This is a genomic window from Streptomyces sp. NPDC055400, from assembly GCF_053644375.1.
Genome location: NZ_JBSHLM010000009.1, coordinates 164,704 through 182,639, shown reverse-complemented (window position 1 = coordinate 182,639; position 17,936 = coordinate 164,704). Strand labels below are relative to the sequence as shown.

Annotated in this window: 14 protein-coding genes; 8 read left to right on the top strand and 6 right to left on the bottom strand. The window is 70.9% G+C overall.

Translation table 11 applies throughout. The features are described from left to right. Positions 1 to 3: 3 nt before the first annotated feature. From atzF to ACWIGU_RS24325, 4 genes are read right to left on the bottom strand one after another with little or no spacing between them, the layout of a single operon-like run. Positions 4 to 1,671 (bottom strand): allophanate hydrolase, encoded by a 1,668-nt coding sequence (gene atzF / locus ACWIGU_RS24340; RefSeq protein ID WP_454403807.1) that lies wholly within the window; start codon positions 1,669 to 1,671, stop codon positions 4 to 6. Next, on the bottom strand, positions 1,668 to 5,255 hold the full coding sequence (gene uca, locus ACWIGU_RS24335) for an urea carboxylase (RefSeq protein ID WP_454403806.1): 3,588 nt from the start codon (positions 5,253 to 5,255) through the stop codon (positions 1,668 to 1,670). The genes atzF and uca overlap by 4 nt, the downstream gene beginning before the upstream one ends. A gap of 5 nt (positions 5,256 to 5,260) precedes the next feature. Beyond that, on the bottom strand, positions 5,261 to 5,899 hold the full coding sequence (locus ACWIGU_RS24330; RefSeq protein WP_454403805.1) for an urea amidolyase associated protein UAAP2: 639 nt from the start codon (positions 5,897 to 5,899) through the stop codon (positions 5,261 to 5,263). Further along, on the bottom strand, positions 5,896 to 6,657 hold the full coding sequence (locus ACWIGU_RS24325; RefSeq protein ID WP_454403804.1) for an urea amidolyase associated protein UAAP1: 762 nt from the start codon (positions 6,655 to 6,657) through the stop codon (positions 5,896 to 5,898). Before ACWIGU_RS24325 ends, ACWIGU_RS24330 begins: the two co-directional genes overlap by 4 nt. Positions 6,658 to 6,895: 238 nt before the next feature. Here ACWIGU_RS24325 and ACWIGU_RS24320 point away from each other — a divergent pair, with 238 nt between their 5' ends. Beyond that, positions 6,896 to 7,579 (top strand): TetR/AcrR family transcriptional regulator, encoded by a 684-nt coding sequence (locus ACWIGU_RS24320; protein WP_454403803.1) that lies wholly within the window; start codon positions 6,896 to 6,898, stop codon positions 7,577 to 7,579. Between the two features lie 51 nt (positions 7,580 to 7,630). On the opposite strand, the gene ACWIGU_RS24315 is transcribed toward ACWIGU_RS24320, so the two are convergent. Both ACWIGU_RS24315 and ACWIGU_RS24310 read right to left on the bottom strand, forming a co-directional pair. Further along, positions 7,631 to 9,202, bottom strand: coding sequence for an amino acid permease (locus tag ACWIGU_RS24315; protein ID WP_454403802.1), 1,572 nt, complete (start codon positions 9,200 to 9,202; stop codon positions 7,631 to 7,633). Positions 9,203 to 9,429: 227 nt separating this feature from the next. Continuing rightward, positions 9,430 to 10,251, bottom strand: coding sequence for an IclR family transcriptional regulator (locus ACWIGU_RS24310; protein WP_454403801.1), 822 nt, complete (start codon positions 10,249 to 10,251; stop codon positions 9,430 to 9,432). A gap of 143 nt (positions 10,252 to 10,394) precedes the next feature. On the opposite strand from ACWIGU_RS24310, the gene ACWIGU_RS24305 reads away from it, so the two are divergent. From ACWIGU_RS24305 to ACWIGU_RS24275, 7 genes are all read left to right on the top strand, one after another. Beyond that, a complete protein-coding gene (locus ACWIGU_RS24305) occupies positions 10,395 to 11,342 on the top strand; it encodes a 5-dehydro-4-deoxyglucarate dehydratase (RefSeq protein ID WP_454403800.1) in 948 nt (315 codons plus the stop codon). After that, positions 11,339 to 12,631: a glucarate dehydratase family protein gene (locus tag ACWIGU_RS24300; protein WP_454403799.1), complete on the top strand. Its 1,293-nt coding sequence runs from the start codon at positions 11,339 to 11,341 to the stop codon at positions 12,629 to 12,631. Before ACWIGU_RS24305 ends, ACWIGU_RS24300 begins: the two co-directional genes overlap by 4 nt. Before the next feature lie 6 nt (positions 12,632 to 12,637). After that, positions 12,638 to 13,591 carry an MFS transporter gene (locus ACWIGU_RS24295; protein ID WP_454404015.1) on the top strand — a complete coding sequence of 318 codons (954 nt, stop codon included), beginning with the start codon at positions 12,638 to 12,640 and terminating at the stop codon, positions 13,589 to 13,591. Positions 13,592 to 13,933: 342 nt separating this feature from the next. After that, a complete protein-coding gene (locus ACWIGU_RS24290; protein WP_454403798.1) occupies positions 13,934 to 14,764 on the top strand; it encodes a hypothetical protein in 831 nt (276 codons plus the stop codon). Between the two features lie 240 nt (positions 14,765 to 15,004). Continuing rightward, positions 15,005 to 16,843, top strand: a complete 1,839-nt coding sequence (locus ACWIGU_RS24285; RefSeq protein WP_454403797.1) for a glycoside hydrolase family 15 protein — start codon at positions 15,005 to 15,007, stop codon at positions 16,841 to 16,843. A 183-nt stretch (positions 16,844 to 17,026) separates the two neighbouring features. Continuing rightward, complete coding sequence (locus tag ACWIGU_RS24280) at positions 17,027 to 17,149, top strand: hypothetical protein (RefSeq protein WP_454403796.1); 123 nt, start codon at positions 17,027 to 17,029, stop codon at positions 17,147 to 17,149. A gap of 82 nt (positions 17,150 to 17,231) precedes the next feature. Continuing rightward, positions 17,232 to 17,624, top strand: coding sequence for a SpoIIE family protein phosphatase (locus ACWIGU_RS24275; RefSeq protein ID WP_454403795.1), 393 nt, complete (start codon positions 17,232 to 17,234; stop codon positions 17,622 to 17,624). The last annotated feature ends 312 nt before the right edge of the window (positions 17,625 to 17,936 follow it).

The window sequence follows — 17,936 nt, the reverse complement described above, 5'->3', positions numbered from 1 at the left end:
GTCTCAGGGGCGGGGGAGAGCGGCCAGGTACGCGCGCCAGCTGCCGTATGAGGTGATCTCGTGGGCACCCTCGACGGCCTGTGGCTCGCAGAGGAAGCCGGTGACGAAGCTTCCGTCCGCGAGTTCCACGTTTCCGAGCGCCATCGGGCGGGGCAACGCGGCGAGGAGCGTACCCAGTCCCTCGGCGGGCAGTTGCCACACCTCGGCCTCGATCGTGCCTCCGCCTCCGCCTTCGCCCACCCGGACCAGTCCCGGCTTCGGAGGGAGGGTGTTCAGTGCGTACAGCCGGTAGGCGGGCGAGGTCGTGGTGGTGCGCACCAGTCGCCCGCCCACGGCGAGCAGTTGGCCGTTCAGGGGCTGTCCGGACAGGTGCGCGCCGACCACCGCGAGCCGCTGGGGCGGGGAGGTGAGCAGCCCGGCGATGCGGACGAGCCGCTCGTCCGTGAAGGCCGGGCCGATCAGCATGACACCGAACGGGAGCCCGTTCACGTCGCCTGCGGGCACGGCGACCGCGGCCTGGTCGAAGAGGTTGGTGGAATTGGTGAAGCGGCCGAGCCGGGCATTGACGCCCACGGGGTCGGCCGCGACGTCGGCGATGGTCGGGTGGCCCGGTGCGGTCGGCAGGAGCAGCGCGTCCGCGTCGCCCAGGCCGGCCTGGGCCCGGGCGCGGAGAGAGGCAAGCTTCTGCTGGTCGGCGCAGAGCTGGTGGGCCGGGATGTCCCTGGCCCGGGAGATGATTCCGGCCACGGTCGGGTCGAGGTCCGGCGAGTCCTTGTGCGCGTCGATGAAGGCGCCGACGGCTGTGTAGCGCTCGGCGACGAACGCGCCCTCGTACAGCATCGCCGCCGCTTCCGTGAACGGTGCGAGGTCGACAGGCAGGAGCTCGGCGCCCGCGTCGGCGAGCCGCTGCGCCGCCGCTTCGAACGCCTCGGTCCAGCCGGTGTCCAGCCGGCCCAGTTGCCCGAGTTCCGGGACGGCGATCCGCCACGGTCCGGGGCGACGCGCGGCCGGAGCCGGCAGCGCCCGCCCGGACGGTGCTGCCATGAGCGACAGCGCCTGCTCGGCTTCCGGGAGCGTGCGGGCGAAGACCGTGACGCAGTCGAGCGAGGCACAGGCCGGGACGACGCCCTCGGCCGGGATCAGTCCGAACGTCGGCTTGAGACCGACGATGCCGTTGAAGGCCGCCGGGATACGGCCCGAGCCCGCGGTGTCCGTGCCGAGCGCGATGTCGGCGATGCCGAGCGCGACAGCGACCGCCGAGCCGGACGAGGAACCGCCGGACACGCGTTCCGGGGCGAGGGCGTTGCGGACCGTGCCGTACGGGCTGCGGGTGCCGACCAGGCCGGTCGCGAACTGGTCGAGGTTCGTGGTGCCGAGGACCACGGCGCCCGCGGCCTTCAGACGGGCCACGGCCGGCGCGTCGGTGTCCGGCTCGTAGGCGTAGGCGGGACAGCCGGCGGTGGTCGGCAGTCCGGCCACGTCGATGTTGCCCTTGACCGCGAGCACCGTCCCGGCCAGCGGCAGCCGCTCACCGGCGGCGACCTTCGCGTCGACCGCGGCGGCGTCCGACTCCGCATCGGCCTGCGGGCGCAGGCCGATCCACACCTCGGGCCGGTCCACCTGCGCGATGCGTGTGTAGGCGGCCCTTACCCGTTCCACTGCGGTGATCACGCGGCTGCCTCCACGGTTTCGACGGGAGCGAGGACGACGAGGGCGGTGCCCGCCTCGACCTGGCTGCCCGGCTTGGTCAGGATCTTTGTGACGACACCGTCGGCGGGGGCCGGCACCCGGGACTCCATTTTCATCGCTTCCAGCGCCAGGAGCGGCTGCCCGGCCGAAACGTGGTCGCCGACCTCGACGTTGACCTGCCAGACGGAGGCGGTGAACTCGGCTTCGACCAGGTGGCCGCCCTCGGGGACCTTGACGTCGGTGGCCTGTGGGTCGGCCTCGGCGGCCGCCGGCTCGCGGGTGAACTCGCCGGCCGCTTCCCAGGCGTCGCGCTCCGCGCGGAACGCCGCGCTCTGCCCGGCCCGGAACCCGGCGATCGACTCCGCGTTCTCGGCGAGGAACCGCTGGTACTCGGCGAGTGAGAAGGAACCCTCCTCGATTCTCGGTACGAACCGGCCGGACGTGATGTCCGCGCGCAGTTCCAGGAGTTCCTCCGCCTCGACCGGGTACCACTTGATCCGGTCGAAGAAGCGCAGCAGCCAGGGCCTGCCCGGCTCGAAGGCGCCGCGCTGCTGCCAGCCCGACCACACCTGTGTGGTGCGGCCGACGAACTGGTAGCCGCCCGGGCCCTCCATGCCGTAGACGCACAGGTACGCGCCGCCGATGCCGACCGAGTTCTCCGCGGTCCAGGTGCGGGCCGGGTTGTACTTGGTCGTGACCAGCCGGTGCCGCGGGTCCAGGGGGGTGGCGACCGGTGCGCCCAGGTACACGTCTCCCAGCCCCATCACCAGGTATTCGGCGTCGAAGACGGTGCGGTACACGTCCTCCACGGTCTCCAGGCCGTTGACGCGGCGGATGAACTCGATGTTCCAGGGACACCACGGGGCGTCGTCGCGCACGCCCGCCATGTAGCGGGCGATGGCCTCGCGGGTCGCCGGGTCGTCCCAGGACAGCGGCAGGTGGACGATCCGGCTGGGAACCACCAGCTCGTCGGGGGCGGGGAGTTCCTCCTCAACGCGCCGGGCGATCTCGAGGAGCTTCTCCTGAGGCAGGACGTCGGGATCTGTCCGTACCTGGAGGGAGCGGATGCCCGGAGTCAGGTCCTCGACGCCGTCGAGCCGCTGCCCGGCCAGCGCCTGCGCGAGTGCGTGGATCCGCATGCGCAGGGCCAGGTCGAGCTGCATCGGTCCGTACTCGATGAGGAGGTTGTCGTCGCCGCTGCGCCGGTAGGTGACCGACGGGCGGGTCCCGGTCTGCGGCAGGCGGGCGAGGATGCCGCCGTCGACGACGGCCTCCCGGTCGGCGCGCGGGGCCGCTGCCGGGTTCCGCCGCAGCCCGGCGGCGGCCTCGGTGGTCACCGGGACGAAGCGGACCGTGTCGCCGGGACGGAGCTGGCCGAGTTTCCAGCGCTGTCCGGTCACGATCGTCGCCGGGCAGACGAAGCCGCCCAGGGAGGGCCCGTCGGGGCCGAGCAGGACGGGCATGTCGCCGGTGTAGTCGACGGCGCCGACGGAGTACGGGGTGTCGTGGATGTTGGACGGGTGCAGGCCCGCCTCGCCGCCGTCGATGCGCGCCCACCGGGGCCTGGGCCCGACGAGGCGCACACCGGTGCGCGCCGAGTTGAAGTGCACCTTCCAGCTGGCGGTGTAGAAGTCGCGGATGTCGTCGTCGGTGAAGAACTCGGGGGCGGCGTGGGGGCCTTCGACCGCGCCGATGTCCCACTCGCCGGCGAAGGCCGGGCGCCGGTCGAGGGGCACGACGGAGGTCTGCGGGCGCTGCTCGCCGCCGTGCAGGACGTCGCCCGCGCGCAGGGCGCGGCCGCCGTGTCCGCCGAAGCGGCCGAGGGTGAAGGTGGCCGCGCTGCCCAGGAACTCCGGTATGTCCAGGCCGCCGGCGAACAGCACGTAGGTGCGCAGGCCGTGCTCGTCGGGTGACCCGACGGCCAGGGTCTGCCCGGCTTCGACGGTGACCGGTTCCCACTGCGGTACGGCGATGCCGTCGACGGTCACCGGTGCGGGCGCGCCGGTGACGCACACCGTCGTCGGGTGGGTGAAGCGGAGGGACGGGCCCTGGAGGGTGCACTCGAGGCCGGGTGCGCCTTCGGTGTTGCCGAGCGCGGTGTTGCCGAGCCGGAAGGAGAGGTCGTCCATCGGTCCGCACGGGGGGACGCCGACCTGCCAGTGGCCGGTGCGTCCGGGCCAGTCCTGCACGGTGGTCAAGGTGCCGGGAGTGACGATCTCGATGCGCGGCGTCGGGTCGCTGACGGTGGCGAGCGAAGCGGTGGAGTGGGCCGCCTGGCGCACGTCGGCGTCCTGGAGCGCGGCGCGCACCAGACCGAGGTTGGTCTCGATGCCGTCGAGGCGGGTCGCGGCGAGGGCCGCGTCCAGCCTGTCGAGCGCCTCGGCGCGGTCGCTGCCGTGCGCGACGACCTTGGCGAGCATCGGGTCGTAGGAGGTGGTGACCTCCGTGCCGGTTTCCACCCAGGTGTCGACGCGGACGCCCTCGGGAAAGGCGACGCGGGTCAGCAGGCCCGCGCTCGGCCGGTGGCCGCGGGAGGGGTCCTCTGCGTAGATGCGTGCCTCGACGGCGTGGCCCTGCGGTGTCAAAGGCACGCTGACGACCGTGGTGTCGCCCTGCGCGAGGCGCAGCATCCACTCCACGAGGTCGACGCCGTAGATCTCCTCGGTGACCGGGTGTTCGACCTGGAGGCGGGTGTTGACCTCGAGGAAGTACGCCTCCTCGCGGGCGGCGTCGTACACGAACTCGACCGTGCCGGCGGAGCGGTAGTTCACGGTCGCGCACAACTCCCGTGCCGAGGTCGTCAGTTGCTCGCGTACCGCGTCCGGGAGACCAGGGGCGGGCGCCTCCTCCAGGACCTTCTGGTTGCGGCGCTGCAGCGAGCAGTCGCGGTCGCCGAGGGTGACGACGCGGCCCTCGCCGTCTCCGAAGACCTGCACCTCGACGTGGCGGGCGCGCTCGACGAGCCGTTCCAGGAAGACGCCGGCGGAGGAGAAGGAGGCAGCGGCCACGCGCTGCACCCGCTCCCAGGCGTCTTCGAGGGCGTCCGCGTCGTGGCATGCCTGCATGCCGATACCGCCGCCCCCGCCGGTCGCCTTGAGCATGACCGGGTAGCCGATCGCCTCGGCCGCCGCGAGGGCGGCGTCCGTGTCGGGCAGCAGCCCGGTGCCCGGGGCGAGAGGCACACCCGCCGCATGGGCGGCGGCGCGCGCGGTGTGCTTGGCGCCGAACAGCTCCAGCTGTTCGGGGGTGGGGCCGACGAAGACCAGACCCGCTTCGGCGCAGCGGCGGGCGAAGCCGGCGTCCTCGGACAGGAAGCCGTAGCCGGGGTGGACGGCGCCGGCTCCGGAGTCCTTGGCGGCCTTCAGGATCAAAGCGGCGTCGAGGTAGGAGTCCTTGGCAGGGGCCGGGCCGAGCCGGACGGCCTCGTCGGCCAGCCGGACGTGCTCGGCGCCCCGGTCCGGGTCGGAGTAGACCGCGACGGTGCGCAGGCCGATCCGGCGAGCGGTGCGGATGATGCGCGACGCGATCTCGCCACGGTTGGCGACCAGCAGGGTGTCGAACGTCATGGGCTTCAGCTCTCGTCCGGCTCGGTGATCGTCGTCTGCAGGGCGCTCGGCCGGAATCCGTTGCAGGGGTTGTTGATCTGCGGGCAGTTGGACAGCAGCGCGATGACGTCGGTCTCGGCGCGCAGTACGACTTTCAGGCCCGGGGCCGAGATGCCGTCGACGATGCCGAGGGTGCCGTCGGTCTCGACGGGCACGTTCATGTACCAGTTGATGTTGGAGACCAGGTCGCGCTTGTCCAGTCCGTGCTTGCTGCCCTCGGCGAGGAAGTTCTCCACGCAGGCGTGCTGGGACCAGGTGTGGTGTCCGTAGCGGAGGGTGTTGGACTCCTTGGAGCAGGCGCCGCCCACGGTGTCGTGGCGACCGCAGGTGTCCTCGACGACGGTCATCAGCGGGGTGTGCTCGTTGGACAGCAGCACCGAGCCGGTGGTCAGGAAGATGTTGCCCTGGGCCTGGATGGTGTCGGGGGCGCTGTAGCGCACGGAGGTGTCGTGGGCGTCGTAGACGAGGAAGTCCGCGGCCTGGTTCCCGTACAGGTCGGTGATGGTCAGAAGCTGGCCCGTGCGCACGACGGCGGACCAGGCGGAGCGGGCGGGGACGGTCCGGTCGCAGACGACGCGGCCCGCAGGGGCGGTGGTGGCGGTCATGCGATCCCCTTGGCGTGGAGGTGCTCGGCGGTGTTGAGGAAGGCGCGGCGGGCCTCGGGCGTGGCGTCCCACAGCGTGTCGCCGGGGGCCGTCGGCCTTGCCCGGTACGCGAGGACCTCAAGCGGTCCGCAGGTGTACGCGGGCCGCGGGTCCAGTGGGTGGGGGACGTTGACGACGAGTACGGTCAGCGGCTGCTCGGCGCGCAGCGTGACGGACGTGGCGGCGCCCGCGGAGCCGGTGAAGCAGGTGGCGCCGTCCTCGCTGATCCGTACGCCCTGGAAGAAGGAGACGGACGGCGGGATGTCCCGCGGGCCGAGGCCGTTCTTGAGGGCGGCGAGTTTGAACAGCTCACGTCCGGCCGGGGTGGCCGACTGGGGAGTTCCGTCCCCGTACCGTTCGGTGTTGCGGACGAGGGTGGAGGTGCCGCTGAGGGCGTCGTGCCGGCCGGAGGTGTCCTCGGCGACAGAGGCGAGAACCCGGCCCTGGTCGGACAGGAGCAGATGCCCCTCGCCGAGGTAGGCGTTCCAGAACACCTTGACCGTGTCGGCCGCGTTCAGCCGCTCCCAGGGGCGGTCGGCGCAGTACAGCAGGACGTGTGCGCACGCGTCGCCGGTGAGGTCGGTCAGGCGCAACTCGGTGCCACGCGCGAGGATCTTGTGGGTGTAGTTGCCGCCTGCCAGGGTCTCGGCCCACACGAGATCCCCGGCTGCGATGCCCTCGGGGGGCGTCGGCCAACTGCCGGCCGGGAGTACGGGCATGGTGTCGCACTGTGTGCCGTCCTGGGCGCGGGCGTGATCGCGGGCACCATAGGCCGACGCTGTCTCTGAAGCTGTCGCCACGGTTGAACCTCCGGCTCGACGCTATTTCTGTCGTGCGACAGAAATTAGGCTCAGGCCAAGTCGGGGCCATTGCCCGGGCATTTCGGCGCGGTAACCGGCATCTCACTTCGGCGGCTCGGCCCGCGGGGATCTCGCGGGCCTGTGCGAGGATCACGGAGTGAGCCCGTCCACCACCAGAAAAGTCGGCCGCCCGCGCGCCCAGGAGCGTCCCGCCAGCGGGCTCGAGCCGCGCGAAGAGGTTCTGGCCGCCGCGGCCGAGCTGTTCACCACGCACGGCTACACCGCGACCTCCACCCGGGCGGTCGCCGAGCGGGCCGGCCTGCGACAGGCGTCGCTCTACCACTACTTCGACGGCAAGGAAGCGATCCTCGCGGCGCTGCTCGAAGGGACCGTCCGCCCCTCGCTGGAGATCGCCCGCGACCTGGTGGGCCGTACAGGAGCAGCCGCCGAGGCGAGGCTGTGGGCCCTGTGCCACTCCGACGTGACGCTGCTGTGCCGTGGCCCGCACAACCTCGGGGCCCTGTACCTTCTGCCCGAGGTGCAGACGGAACGGTTTGGCGTCTTCCACCAGGTACGTACCGAACTGAAGGCGTGCTACGGGGAGTTGCTGGCGGGAACGGAGCAGGGCGCGGCTCTCGGTGCCGAGGAGCTGGCGCTCCGAACGGACCTCCTCTTCGGCCTCACCGAAAGCGTGATCCTCATCCGGCGCGCCGACCCTGCCCGCGACGCGGCGGCCCTCGCCGTGGCGACGGCCGACGCGGCACTGCGGATTGCGGGCGTGCCGCAGCGCTCCCTGGCACGGCTGCGCCGCGAGGGGCAACAGCTCCTCGCGGCGCAATGATGACGACTCCTCACGGCGCAGTGGTGACGACGTGGCCGGGCGTGTGACCGCTCAGATACCCACGGCCTCGGCCGGCTCCTTGTGCTCCGGGCCCTTGGCCGCTGGGGAGGCGCCTGCGCGGCTCCGGTACACCGCGCCGGCGGCCACCGTGGCGCCGACGAACAGGACGGTGAACCACTGGAAGTACCAGTGGCCCCCTGCCGGGTCGTACACCTGCGCGCGAGGCCAGGACAGATTGACCGTCATGAACAACCCGTAGACGACGGCGAGCACGTTGACGAGCAGACCCCAGCGGCCGAGGGAGAACAGGGGCCGGCCCAGCTCGTCACGGTCTGTGGAATCCGTCCCGGGCCACTGGCCCTTGAGCCGGCGGACCAGCATCGGCGCAGTCACCCCGAGGTACGCGAGATACAGCATCGCGATGCACGTGGTGCCGATGGCCACGAACGCCTCCGGGGAAGCAAGGTTGAGCAGCGCGAGCGCCGCGGCCAGCCCGCCCACCACCAGCGCCGGGACGAAGGGCATGCCCGTGCGCGGCGACACCTTCGCCAGCCGCGCGGAGTAGGGCAGCATCCCGTCGCGCGCCATCGAGAACAGCATCCGGCTTCCGGCGGTCTGGATGGCGAGGGTGGCCACGGAGACGGCCACCGCCACGTCCGCGAGAAGGACCTTGCCCACCCCCTCGCCCAGACTGCTGGTGAGTACGTAGCTCAACCCCTCGGTGGCGAGTCGGCCGTCGGAGAGGCTGGGTGCGGCGAGGAGACCGCCGAGCAGCAGCAGGCCGCCCAGGGCGCCCGCCGTGGCGAGGGCGCTGAGGATGGTGCGGGGAGCGGTGCGGCGTGGGTTACGGGTCTCCTCGCTCATCTCGCCCGCGCTGTCGAAGCCGATGAGGACGTATGCCGCGGTGAACGAGCCCACCAGCAGGGCCGCCACTGTGCCGTTCTGGCCGCCCGTCTTCAGGGTCACTCCGGCACCGCGCTCGACATGGGTGAACAGCAGCACGACGATGAGGATCGCGCCGATGATCTCGGCGGTCACGCCGATCCGGTTGACGGCCGACATGACGCGGTTGTCGAGCACGTTCACGGCCGTGGTCAGCGCCAGCAGGACGAGAGCCAGCAGGGCGGCGTTGGCCGCCCCGGTCGCCGTGGTGGGCGCCGGGTCGCCGCCGACGAGCTGGAATCCGGACCAGATCGGGGGCAGCACGACCTGCAGTGCGAGTGCCGCGGCGGCGACCACGACCACCTGACCGGTCACCATGATCCAGCCTGTGAACCAGCCGAAGGCCGGGCGGCTCAGCCGGGTCGACCACTGGAAGATCGCCCCCGAGATGGGGTAACGGGCGGCGAGTTCGGCGAAGCACGCGGCGACCAGCAGTTGGCCGATGAGCACGGCGGGCCAGGTCCACAAGAACAGCGGCCCTCCGAAGGAGTAGCCCAGGGAGAAGAACTGGAAGACCGTGGTCAGGACGGAGATGAAGGAGAACCCGGCGGCGAAGGACGCGTACCGGCCCATCTGCCGCCGCAGTTCCTGGCGGTAGCCGAAGGTGGCCAGCGTGCCGTCGTCCGTGACGCCGGCCGACGGAGGGGGAGGCGGTGGTGTGGAGTCGGTGGTCACGGTCATGGCGGTCCCCTGTCGCGGAGGCGTGATCCTGCGGAGTTCCTGTCGTGCGACAGAAATTAGGGACCACCCGTTTCTGCCGGGTGTCACCGCCGTGTCCGCTCCGTTAGTGACTCCTCTCCGCGGCGGGATGCCGCTCAGAGGCGGGAAGCCGGGCCCTGCCAGGTGCTGTGGGCGGGCATGACGTCGGGCAGTCTGCGAACCTCCGAAGCCCCGTCGAGACCGGGGGCTCAGCGCCAGTCGACCCCGCCCGCGCCCATGCCCTGAGCGAGTCTTGCCTCGATCTCCTCGCGCACCTTCTGCATCACGGTCACGATCCGCCGCTCGCGCTCCTCGGTGAGCCGTGCCACCGGCACCGAGCAGCTGATCGCATCCTGCGCCGGCGCTTCGCCGCTCACGCGCAGCGCGAAGCCGAATCCGACGATGCCGGTGACGCCCTCCTCGCGGTCGATCGAGTAGCCGCGGGCCCTCACCTGTGCGAGGTCGGCGACGAGCGCGGCCAGGGTGGTGTGGGTGCGTGGGGTCAGTGCCTCGTACGGTGCGTCGGGCAGTGCCGCGTCCGGATGTTCGGCCAGCAGCGCCTTGCCGAGTGCGCCCGCGTGGGCGGGAAGCCAGCGCCCCACCCGGCTGATGGTGCGCAGATATTCGTGCGACTCGCGGGTCGCGAGGTAGGCGATGTCCATGCCGTCGAGGCGGGCCAGATGGATGGTCTCGCCGAGTTGCTCCGAGGCATCGTCCAGGTACGGGCGCACCACGCGGACCACGGGGTCGGTGTCCAGATAAGTGGTGCCGGTGAGCAGTGTGCGCAGGCCGATTCCGTAGAGCGAGCCGGTGGCGTCGGTGCGCACCCAGCCGCGCGCGATCAGGGTCTGCAGCAGCGCGTACATGGAGCTGCGCGGGACGCCCAACTCGGCGGCGAGTTCCTGCAGTCGGGCGGGCCGGTCGCCGCGGTCGGCGAGGAGTTCGAGCAGTTCGACCGTGCGAGCGGCCGACTTCACCTCGCGCACGCCGGACTCGGACGGCCGGACCACGGGCTCAACAGATTCGGACATGGGTCGATCGTACGTACCGTCCCGACCTGCGTGTCCGCGCCTGCACTTGATGCCGATTCGCTTACTCGAACCCATTGACGGAGTGGTCTCCCGAGCCTACTGTCCATCCCCATGTGCGAACGTCATCTACATACGGAGACGGCATGGTGACTCGGACCCCTCTCGCCGAAACCGCGGCGCGGCTGCGCGACGGCATGGCCCAAAGCGTGCTGTCGTTCCCGCTCACCAGCTTCCAGGCCGACGGATCGCTCGACCTCGACGGCTTTCGCAGCTATCTCGCCGGGCAACTGGAGACGAACCCCGGCGCGCTCTTTCCGGCCTGCGGCACGGGGGAGTTCAGCGCGCTCGACGAGGACGAGTACGGCCAGGTCGTCGCGACCGCCGTGGAGGTGACGGCGGGCCGCGTCCCGGTCGTGGCCGGTACCGGCTACGGCTACGCCCAGGCGCTGCGCTTCGCCCGTATCGCCGAGGACGCCGGAGCCGACGCCCTCCTCGTCCTGCCGCACTACCTCAACAAGGCCCCGCAGGACGGGCTGGTCGAGCAACTGAGCAGGATCGCCGGCCGCACCCGGCTGCCACTCATCGCCTACCAGCGCGACCACGTGACGTACGACGCGGAGACCGTGCGCCGGATCGCCGCGATCCCCGGCGTCATCGGCCTCAAGGACGGCCACAGCGACCTCGACCGGCTCCAGCGCAGCACCCTCGCCGCCCCTGACGGCTTCCTCTTCTTCAACGGCGCCCCGACAGCCGAGCTCCAGGCCCGCGCCTATGCGACGGTCGGCATCCCCGCCTACTCCTCGGCCGTCCACGCCTTCGCCCCGGAGATCGCCAACGCCTTCTTCCAGGCCCTGTCGGCAGGCGACAACAGCCGTGTCGACAAGCTGCTCGCCGACTTCTACGTGCCCTTCGTGGAGCTGCGCGACCGGCGGCCAGGGTATGCGGTGTCCCTGGTCAAGGCGGCGGCCCGGCTGCGCGGCCGCCCCGTCGGACCCGTCCGCGCGCCCCTCACCGACCCGACCCCTTCGGACCTCGCCGACCTCGAAACACTGCTCACCACCGGCCTGAACCTCGTTGGAGCCGCCCGATGAACGACCTGACGATCACCGACGTCCGGCTGACCCCGATCCTCGTCGCCGACCCGCCGCTGCTCAACGCCCAGGGGGTGCACCAGCCGTACACCCCCCGCCTGATCATCGAGGTCACCACCGCGGACGGGATCACCGGCCTCGGCGAGACCTACGGCGACACCAAGTACCTGGAGCTGGCCCGCCCGTACGCCGAGAAGCTGGTCGGCCGGTCCGTCGCAGACCTCAACGGCCTGTTCACCCTCGCGGACGAGGTCGCGGTGGCCGAGGAGCGGGTGACGAACCAGGTGGACGTGGGTGGCCTGCGAGGCGTTCAGACCGCCGACAAGCTGCGGCTGTCCGTCGTCTGCGGCTTCGAGGTCGCCTGCCTGGACGCACTCGGCAAGGCACAGGGCCTGCCGGTGCACGCCCTGCTCGGCGGCAAGGTGCGCGACGCCGTCGAGTACAGCGGCTACCTCTTCTACAAGTGGGGCGAGCACCCGAAGGGCGTCGACTCCGAGGCGGACGACTGGGGCGAGGCCGTCGACCCGGCCGGCATCGTCGACCAGGCACGCAAGTTCACCGAGCGCTACGGCTTCCGCTCCTTCAAGCTCAAGGGCGGCGTATTCGCGCCCGAGCAGGAGATCGCGGCGATACGCGCCCTCGCCGAGGCGTTCCCCGGAAGCCCGCTGCGACTCGATCCCAACGGCGCCTGGTCCGTCGAGACCTCCGTCAAGGTCATCGAGGCGCTGCAGGACGTCCTGGAGTACATGGAGGACCCCACGCTCGGTACGCCCAACATGGCCGCCGTCGCCGCCCGTACCGACGTGCCGCTCGCCACCAACATGTGTGTGACGACCTTCGACGAGGTCAAGGAGGCGTTCATGCGCGACGCCGTCCAGGTCGTCCTGTCCGACCACCACTACTGGGGCGGCCTGCGCAACACCCGCGAACTCGCCGCCATCTGCCGCACCTTCGGCGTCGGAGTGTCGATGCACTCCAACACCCACCTGGGCATCTCGCTCGCCGCGATGACACACGTGGCATCCACCGTCCCGAACCTGCGCCACGCCTGCGACTCGCACTACCCCTGGCAGTCCGAGGACGTGCTGGACGAACGGATCACCTTCACGGACGGCCAGGTGACCGTCTCCGACGCCCCGGGCCTCGGCGTCACCCTCGACCGCGACAGGCTCGCCGTCCTGCACCAGCGCTGGCTCGACGACGACGGCACGATGCGCGAACGTGACGACGCGGCCGCGATGCGCGTCGCCGCCCCGGCCTGGGAAACCCCGGCCTTCCCCCGCTGGTGACACCGACTGCCTGACGGGATCCGGGAGGTTCGTCGTGAACTACATGGACCGGGTCAACATCGGCTTCGCCAAGGACGAACTGAGCGCCGACACCGGTCTGTCGGCGGCCGCGTTCGGTGTCGGTGCGGGCATCTTCTTCATCGCTTACGCGACTTCCTCCTCGGCGTCGCGGAAGCGGGCTTCTTCCCCGCAGCCATCTACTACTTCTCCCGCTGGCTCCCCGACTCCCACCGCGGCCGCGCCACCTCCGTCTTCCTCATGGGCTCCGGCACGGCGACCGTCATCGTCGGCCCGATCTCCGGCGCGCTCATGGAGATGCACGGCCTCCTCGGTCACGCCGGCTGGCAGTGGATGTTCTTCATCGAGGGCCTCTTCTCGGTCGTTCTCGGCTTCGTCGTCCACCGCTTCCTGGACAACAGCATCGAGAGCGCCGACTGGCTCACCGACGAGGAGAAGCAGGGCCTCGTAGCCACGATCGACGCCGAACAGGCCGCCCGCGAGAGCAAGCGCGGCACCGCGAAGATCTCCCGCTGGAAGCTGCTCGCCGATCGTCAGATGCTGCTCTTCCTCTGGATCTACTTCGCGATCAACGTCGCCCTGTACGCGGTGACGTTCTGGCTCCCCTCGATCTTCGACGACATCGGCGACCTCTCCGAGTTCCAGGTCGGCCTCCTCACCTCCGTCCCCTGGCTGTTCGCGATCGCCGCCGTCTGGGTCTCCGGCCGGATCTCCGACCGCATGGGCAAGCGCCGCCCCCTGCTGATCATGCTGCTGCTCATCGGCAGCCTCGGCACGCTCCTCGCCGTCTACGTCTCGCCGTGGCTCGGCCTCGGCGCCCTCTGCGTCGCCGCGGTCGGCTTTCGTACGAGGGGGCGGCAGGAACGACAGCGCAGGAGCGGGGTGGTGGACTCGGCAGCCGGCGCCTCGGCGGCGGTCGATCCCAAACCCGCTTCCGCCTGACTGTCGATACAGAAGGCGGTGGGCGCGCCGGGGCGGCGACGGTGAGCACGAACGGCAGGACGCCGACGAGCGTGGCGGCAGCGGCAGTGCGATGATGAGTCATTGAGCAGGCCTCTCGGTCGGCGCGATGACGTGCCGTGTCTGACGACGCCGCGAGGCCGAGCGTTCACCGTGCCCCGAAACCCACCGGCCCGAGCGCATGCCGGTTGCGCATGTCGGCGTTGCCGGGTGAGGTCGGGCACATGGCCGGTTCGCCCCGCTGTTTACCGGCCCCCAGCACGGGTCCGATACACGTTGATCCGCGCAGCGCCAGCCTGTCCCCCACCGCGGGAGGTATGTCGCATGAGCTCAGTACGGCCGAACACCACCACACCCGGCAAGGCCCGGTTCGACGACATCTACAATCAGCCGGATCCGCGCGCCTACTTCCACAGGCTCGCACCACTGGAATACGAGATCCCGCAGCATGGCCAGGACGTGTTCCGTCGCGCCCGGGCCGACCGGGCAGCCGTCCACGGCACGCACGATCCCGTCACGGTGCTGGATCTGTGCTGTTCTTACGGCATCAATGCCGCGCTGCTCAATTACGACCTCAGGCTCGCCGAGCTGTACGAGCACTACACCGGCCCCGAGGCAGAATCCCTCACGACCGCTGAACTCATCGAGGTGGACAAGGAGTTCTACGCCTCCCGGCGCCGCCCGGACGCGACACCGGTCATCGGAGTCGACGCGGCGGACCAGGCCGTCCGGTATGCCCTCGACGTCGGCCTGCTCGACGAGGCCTACGCCGAGAACCTCGAGCAGGCACCGCCCGGCCCAGGCCTGCGGCGCGCCGTCGCGCGCACCGGGCTGATCACGGTCACCGGAGGGATCGGCTACATCACCAGGACCACCTTCGAGGCGCTTCTGGAGTGTGCCGAGGTCCCGGTCTGGGTGTACGCCTTCGTCCTGCGGACCGTGCCGTATCACCCGGTGGTCGACACGCTGAGCGCCTTCGGGCTGGCCACCGAGACGGACCCGGCGCGGACCTATCCGCAGCGCCTGTTCACAGGTCCGGAGGAACAGCGCTACGCCATCGAGCAGGCGCGCCTCGCGGGTAACGACCCGACCGGGCTGGAGACCGCGGGCCGGTACCACACCCAGCTGTACCGGTCCCGACCCCGCACGGTCTGAGGGCCTTCGGCCCCTGCCCGGCAGGCCCGCCCCCGACTTCTCGCCGCGGATGTTGTCTCCTCACCGGCACGGATGCGGTCATCCGTGCCGGTGCCGCCGATCGGGACACACTCGCACCACTGCCCGCCTCGGCGCACCCGGCACGCCGGACCCCGTCGCCAGGAGCGCCTGCCCACGCCGCGGTGCCGCACTCGCTCCTAAGCTGGAAGCAGCCCGCACACCAGACCGGGGAGGCCGCAGATGGCCGAGACACCCTTCGAGCAGCATCCGTCCCAAAGCCCCCGCTACCTGCCGATCGCAGAGCACGGACTCATCGGCGACCTGCGCAGTGTGGCCCTGGTGGGCACCAACGGCACGATCGACTGGTACTGCTGCCCCTCCTTCGACTCACCGAGCGTCTTCGCGGCGATCCTGGACGCCGAGCGCGGTGGCCGCTTCGAGCTGGCCGCCTCCGTACCCGCTCGCACCAAGCAGTTCTACTTCCCCGACACCAACGTGCTGATCACCCGCTTCTTCACCGAGGAGGGCGTCGGCGAGGTGCAGGACTTCATGCCCGTAAGCTGCGACGGTTCGGGCGAGGCGCCCCGGCACCGGCTGATCCGGCGCGTGGTGTGCGTGCGCGGCACCGTGCCGTTCCGGTCCCTGATCGCCCCTCGGTTCAACTACGGCGCCGATCGGCACACTCTGCGCTCCCTGGACGGCATGATCCTCTTCGAGTCCCCGGAGCGGTCCCTGGCGCTCACGTCCACCGTCTCGCTGGAGAGCGACGGCAGCGACGCGTGGGCCGACTTCAAGCTGGGCGAGGGGGAGACGGCGGTGTTCGCCCTCGACCAGCTCGGCGAACACGTGATGCCGCGCGGCTGCGCCCACGCCGAGGCCGAGCACGAGTTCAACGCCACCGTCTGCTACTGGCGACGCTGGCTGCACGAGTCGCGCTACCGGGGCCGCTGGCGCGAGATGGTGCACCGCTCCGCTCTCACTCTGAAGCTCCTCACCTATGCCCCGACCGGCGCCATCGTCGCCGCACCCACCACCAGCCTGCCCGAGCAGCTGGGCGGCGAGCGCAACTGGGACTACCGCTACGTGTGGGTCCGCGACGCCGCCTTCGCCGTTTACGCGCTGCTCAGGCTCGGCTTCAGCGGCGAGGCCGAGGCCTTCATGAACTTCCTGACGACGCACATCAGCCCCGGCGACGCCTCCGGCTCCGGGCCGCTCCAGATCATGTACGGCATCGACGGCCGCTGCGACCTGCCCGAACGCGCGCTGTCCCACCTGGAGGGATATCAGGGCTCCGCCCCGGTGCGGGTCGGCAACGCAGCCGCCGACCAGCTCCAGCTCGACATCTACGGCGCCCTCATCGACTCCATATATCTCTACGACAAGTGGGCGCAGCCCATCTCCAGCGGGCAGTGGGACGACCTGTGCCAGTTGGTCGACTGGGTGTGCGACAACTGGGACCAGCCCGACGAGGGTGTCTGGGAGACCCGCGGCGGCCGCAAGAACTTCCTGTACTCGCGGCTGATGTGCTGGGTCGCGATCGAGCGGGCCATCCGTCTCGCCAACCACCGCGGGCTGCCCGCCGACCATCGCCGCTGGCGCCAGGCCCGGGACACCATCTACCGACGGATCATGGACCACGGCTGGTCGGAGCGCCGGGGTGCCTTCGTGCAGTACGAGCACGCCGACGTGCTCGACGCCTCCGTGCTGATGATGCCGCTCGCCAAGTTCATCGCGCCCACCGACCCGAAGTGGCTCTCCACCTTGGACGCCCTCACCGAGGACCTGGTCTCCGACTCCCTCGTCTACCGCTACGACCCTCAGGTCAGCCCCGACGGACTGCGCGGCGACGAGGGAACCTTTTCCATCTGCTCCTTCTGGTACGTCGAGGCACTGGTCCGGGCCGGCCGGCTCGACGAAGCCCGGCTGGCCTTCGAGAAGATGCTCACCTACGCCAACCATCTCGGCCTGTACGCCGAGGAGATCGGCCGCACCGGTGAGCAACAGGGCAACTTCCCGCAGGCGTTCACCCACCTGTCCCTGATCAGCGCGGCCTTCAACCTCGACCGCGCCCTCGGCTGAGTCCGGGGGACTCCGGCAGGCGCTTCCCGCGCGCGCAACGCCAAGGCGGTTGCTGCCCGCTTTTGGTGTTCGTGCAGGTGAGGGTGGGTGCGGACCGCTTCGAGAGCAGTGCGTCCGGCTGCTGGGGGCGTTCCGTGAGGGGGCTCACCGGAATGTCGTACTGACCGAGTTGGTGGCAGCACAATGGAGGACAGTGTTTGCCGGAACCTGGAGGAGGTCGCCGACACGGAACGCGACGCCGGGGAGCACTTCGTCACGGCCTTCGTGCTCGAGATCCCGGACGACGGCCGGCTGGCGGAGCTCTGAGCTGCGGCCATCCGCCTCCGTTGCTGGTGCACGGGCGCCAGGTATCGGAGCTGTCGGCGCGCCACCCCGCGCCGCCGCTGGGATGGGCAGCCTGTCCGCACCGGTTCTGCGCGCGGGCCGCTTCGCCTTCGCGGCCGGGGACTGCCTGGTTCTCTACACCGACGGAGTCATCGAGGCCCGCTCGCGCGCGGGAGCCTTCTATCCGCTGGCCGAGCGGGTCGCATCCTTTCCCGTGGCGGGCCCCGACTCCCTGCTGCGCCACATCCACCGGGACCTCCTCGCCCACACCGGCGGGCAGCTCAACGACGACATCGCGCTCCTCGTCATCGAACGCACCCCCACCCGCCAGCCACCCCACCCGCACCTCGATGGTCGGCCGGCGCGGAACGGCCCGATGAGCGGCCCGACGAGGCGTCGCCGTCCGCGTCAACGCTCCCGCCGCCCCCACCGCACCTTCTGCCAGGTTGCCCTGTAGATCGTGATCCTCAAGTCTGGGCGGCTCGGAGCGACGGCACACTCTCGAGCTGTCTCTTAACCCAAATGGTGCGATACGTCACATTGCGTGTCGGCAGGGAGGGCGAAACTCCTGGGCCCCGCCGCCCGCACCGGAGCGACCCTTGTTACGGCCCGCTGGCGCTGGCACGCCGGCTCCGTCCCTGGTTGCGACCACCCCTCTTGCTGGCCGCGGCCGCCTCTCGATGGCTCTCCCAGCGCGGGTTCAGCTACGCGCTCCTGTTCGCGGCGCTCGGAAACGTATGGGTGTCGCGGTGCCGCGCGATGCTGTCGG

What these genes read in the sequence shown, in the direction of transcription:
- uca (WP_454403806.1), bottom strand. Translation starts at nt 5,255, where the DNA reads ATGACGTTCGACACCCTGCTGGTCGCCAACCGTGGCGAGATCGCGTCG.
- ACWIGU_RS24330 (WP_454403805.1), bottom strand. Translation starts at nt 5,899, where the DNA reads ATGACCGCCACCACCGCCCCTGCGGGCCGCGTCGTCTGCGACCGGACC.
- ACWIGU_RS24325 (WP_454403804.1), bottom strand. Translation starts at nt 6,657, where the DNA reads ATGCCCGTACTCCCGGCCGGCAGTTGGCCGACGCCCCCCGAGGGCATC.
- ACWIGU_RS24315 (WP_454403802.1), bottom strand. Translation starts at nt 9,202, where the DNA reads ATGACCGTGACCACCGACTCCACACCACCGCCTCCCCCTCCGTCGGCC.
- ACWIGU_RS24310 (WP_454403801.1), bottom strand. Translation starts at nt 10,251, where the DNA reads ATGTCCGAATCTGTTGAGCCCGTGGTCCGGCCGTCCGAGTCCGGCGTG.
- ACWIGU_RS24305 (WP_454403800.1), top strand. Translation starts at nt 10,395, where the DNA reads ATGGTGACTCGGACCCCTCTCGCCGAAACCGCGGCGCGGCTGCGCGAC.
- ACWIGU_RS24300 (WP_454403799.1), top strand. Translation starts at nt 11,339, where the DNA reads ATGAACGACCTGACGATCACCGACGTCCGGCTGACCCCGATCCTCGTC.
- ACWIGU_RS24290 (WP_454403798.1), top strand. Translation starts at nt 13,934, where the DNA reads ATGAGCTCAGTACGGCCGAACACCACCACACCCGGCAAGGCCCGGTTC.
- ACWIGU_RS24285 (WP_454403797.1), top strand. Translation starts at nt 15,005, where the DNA reads ATGGCCGAGACACCCTTCGAGCAGCATCCGTCCCAAAGCCCCCGCTAC.
- ACWIGU_RS24280 (WP_454403796.1), top strand. Translation starts at nt 17,027, where the DNA reads ATGGAGGACAGTGTTTGCCGGAACCTGGAGGAGGTCGCCGACACGGAA.
- ACWIGU_RS24275 (WP_454403795.1), top strand. Translation starts at nt 17,232, where the DNA reads ATGGGCAGCCTGTCCGCACCGGTTCTGCGCGCGGGCCGCTTCGCCTTC.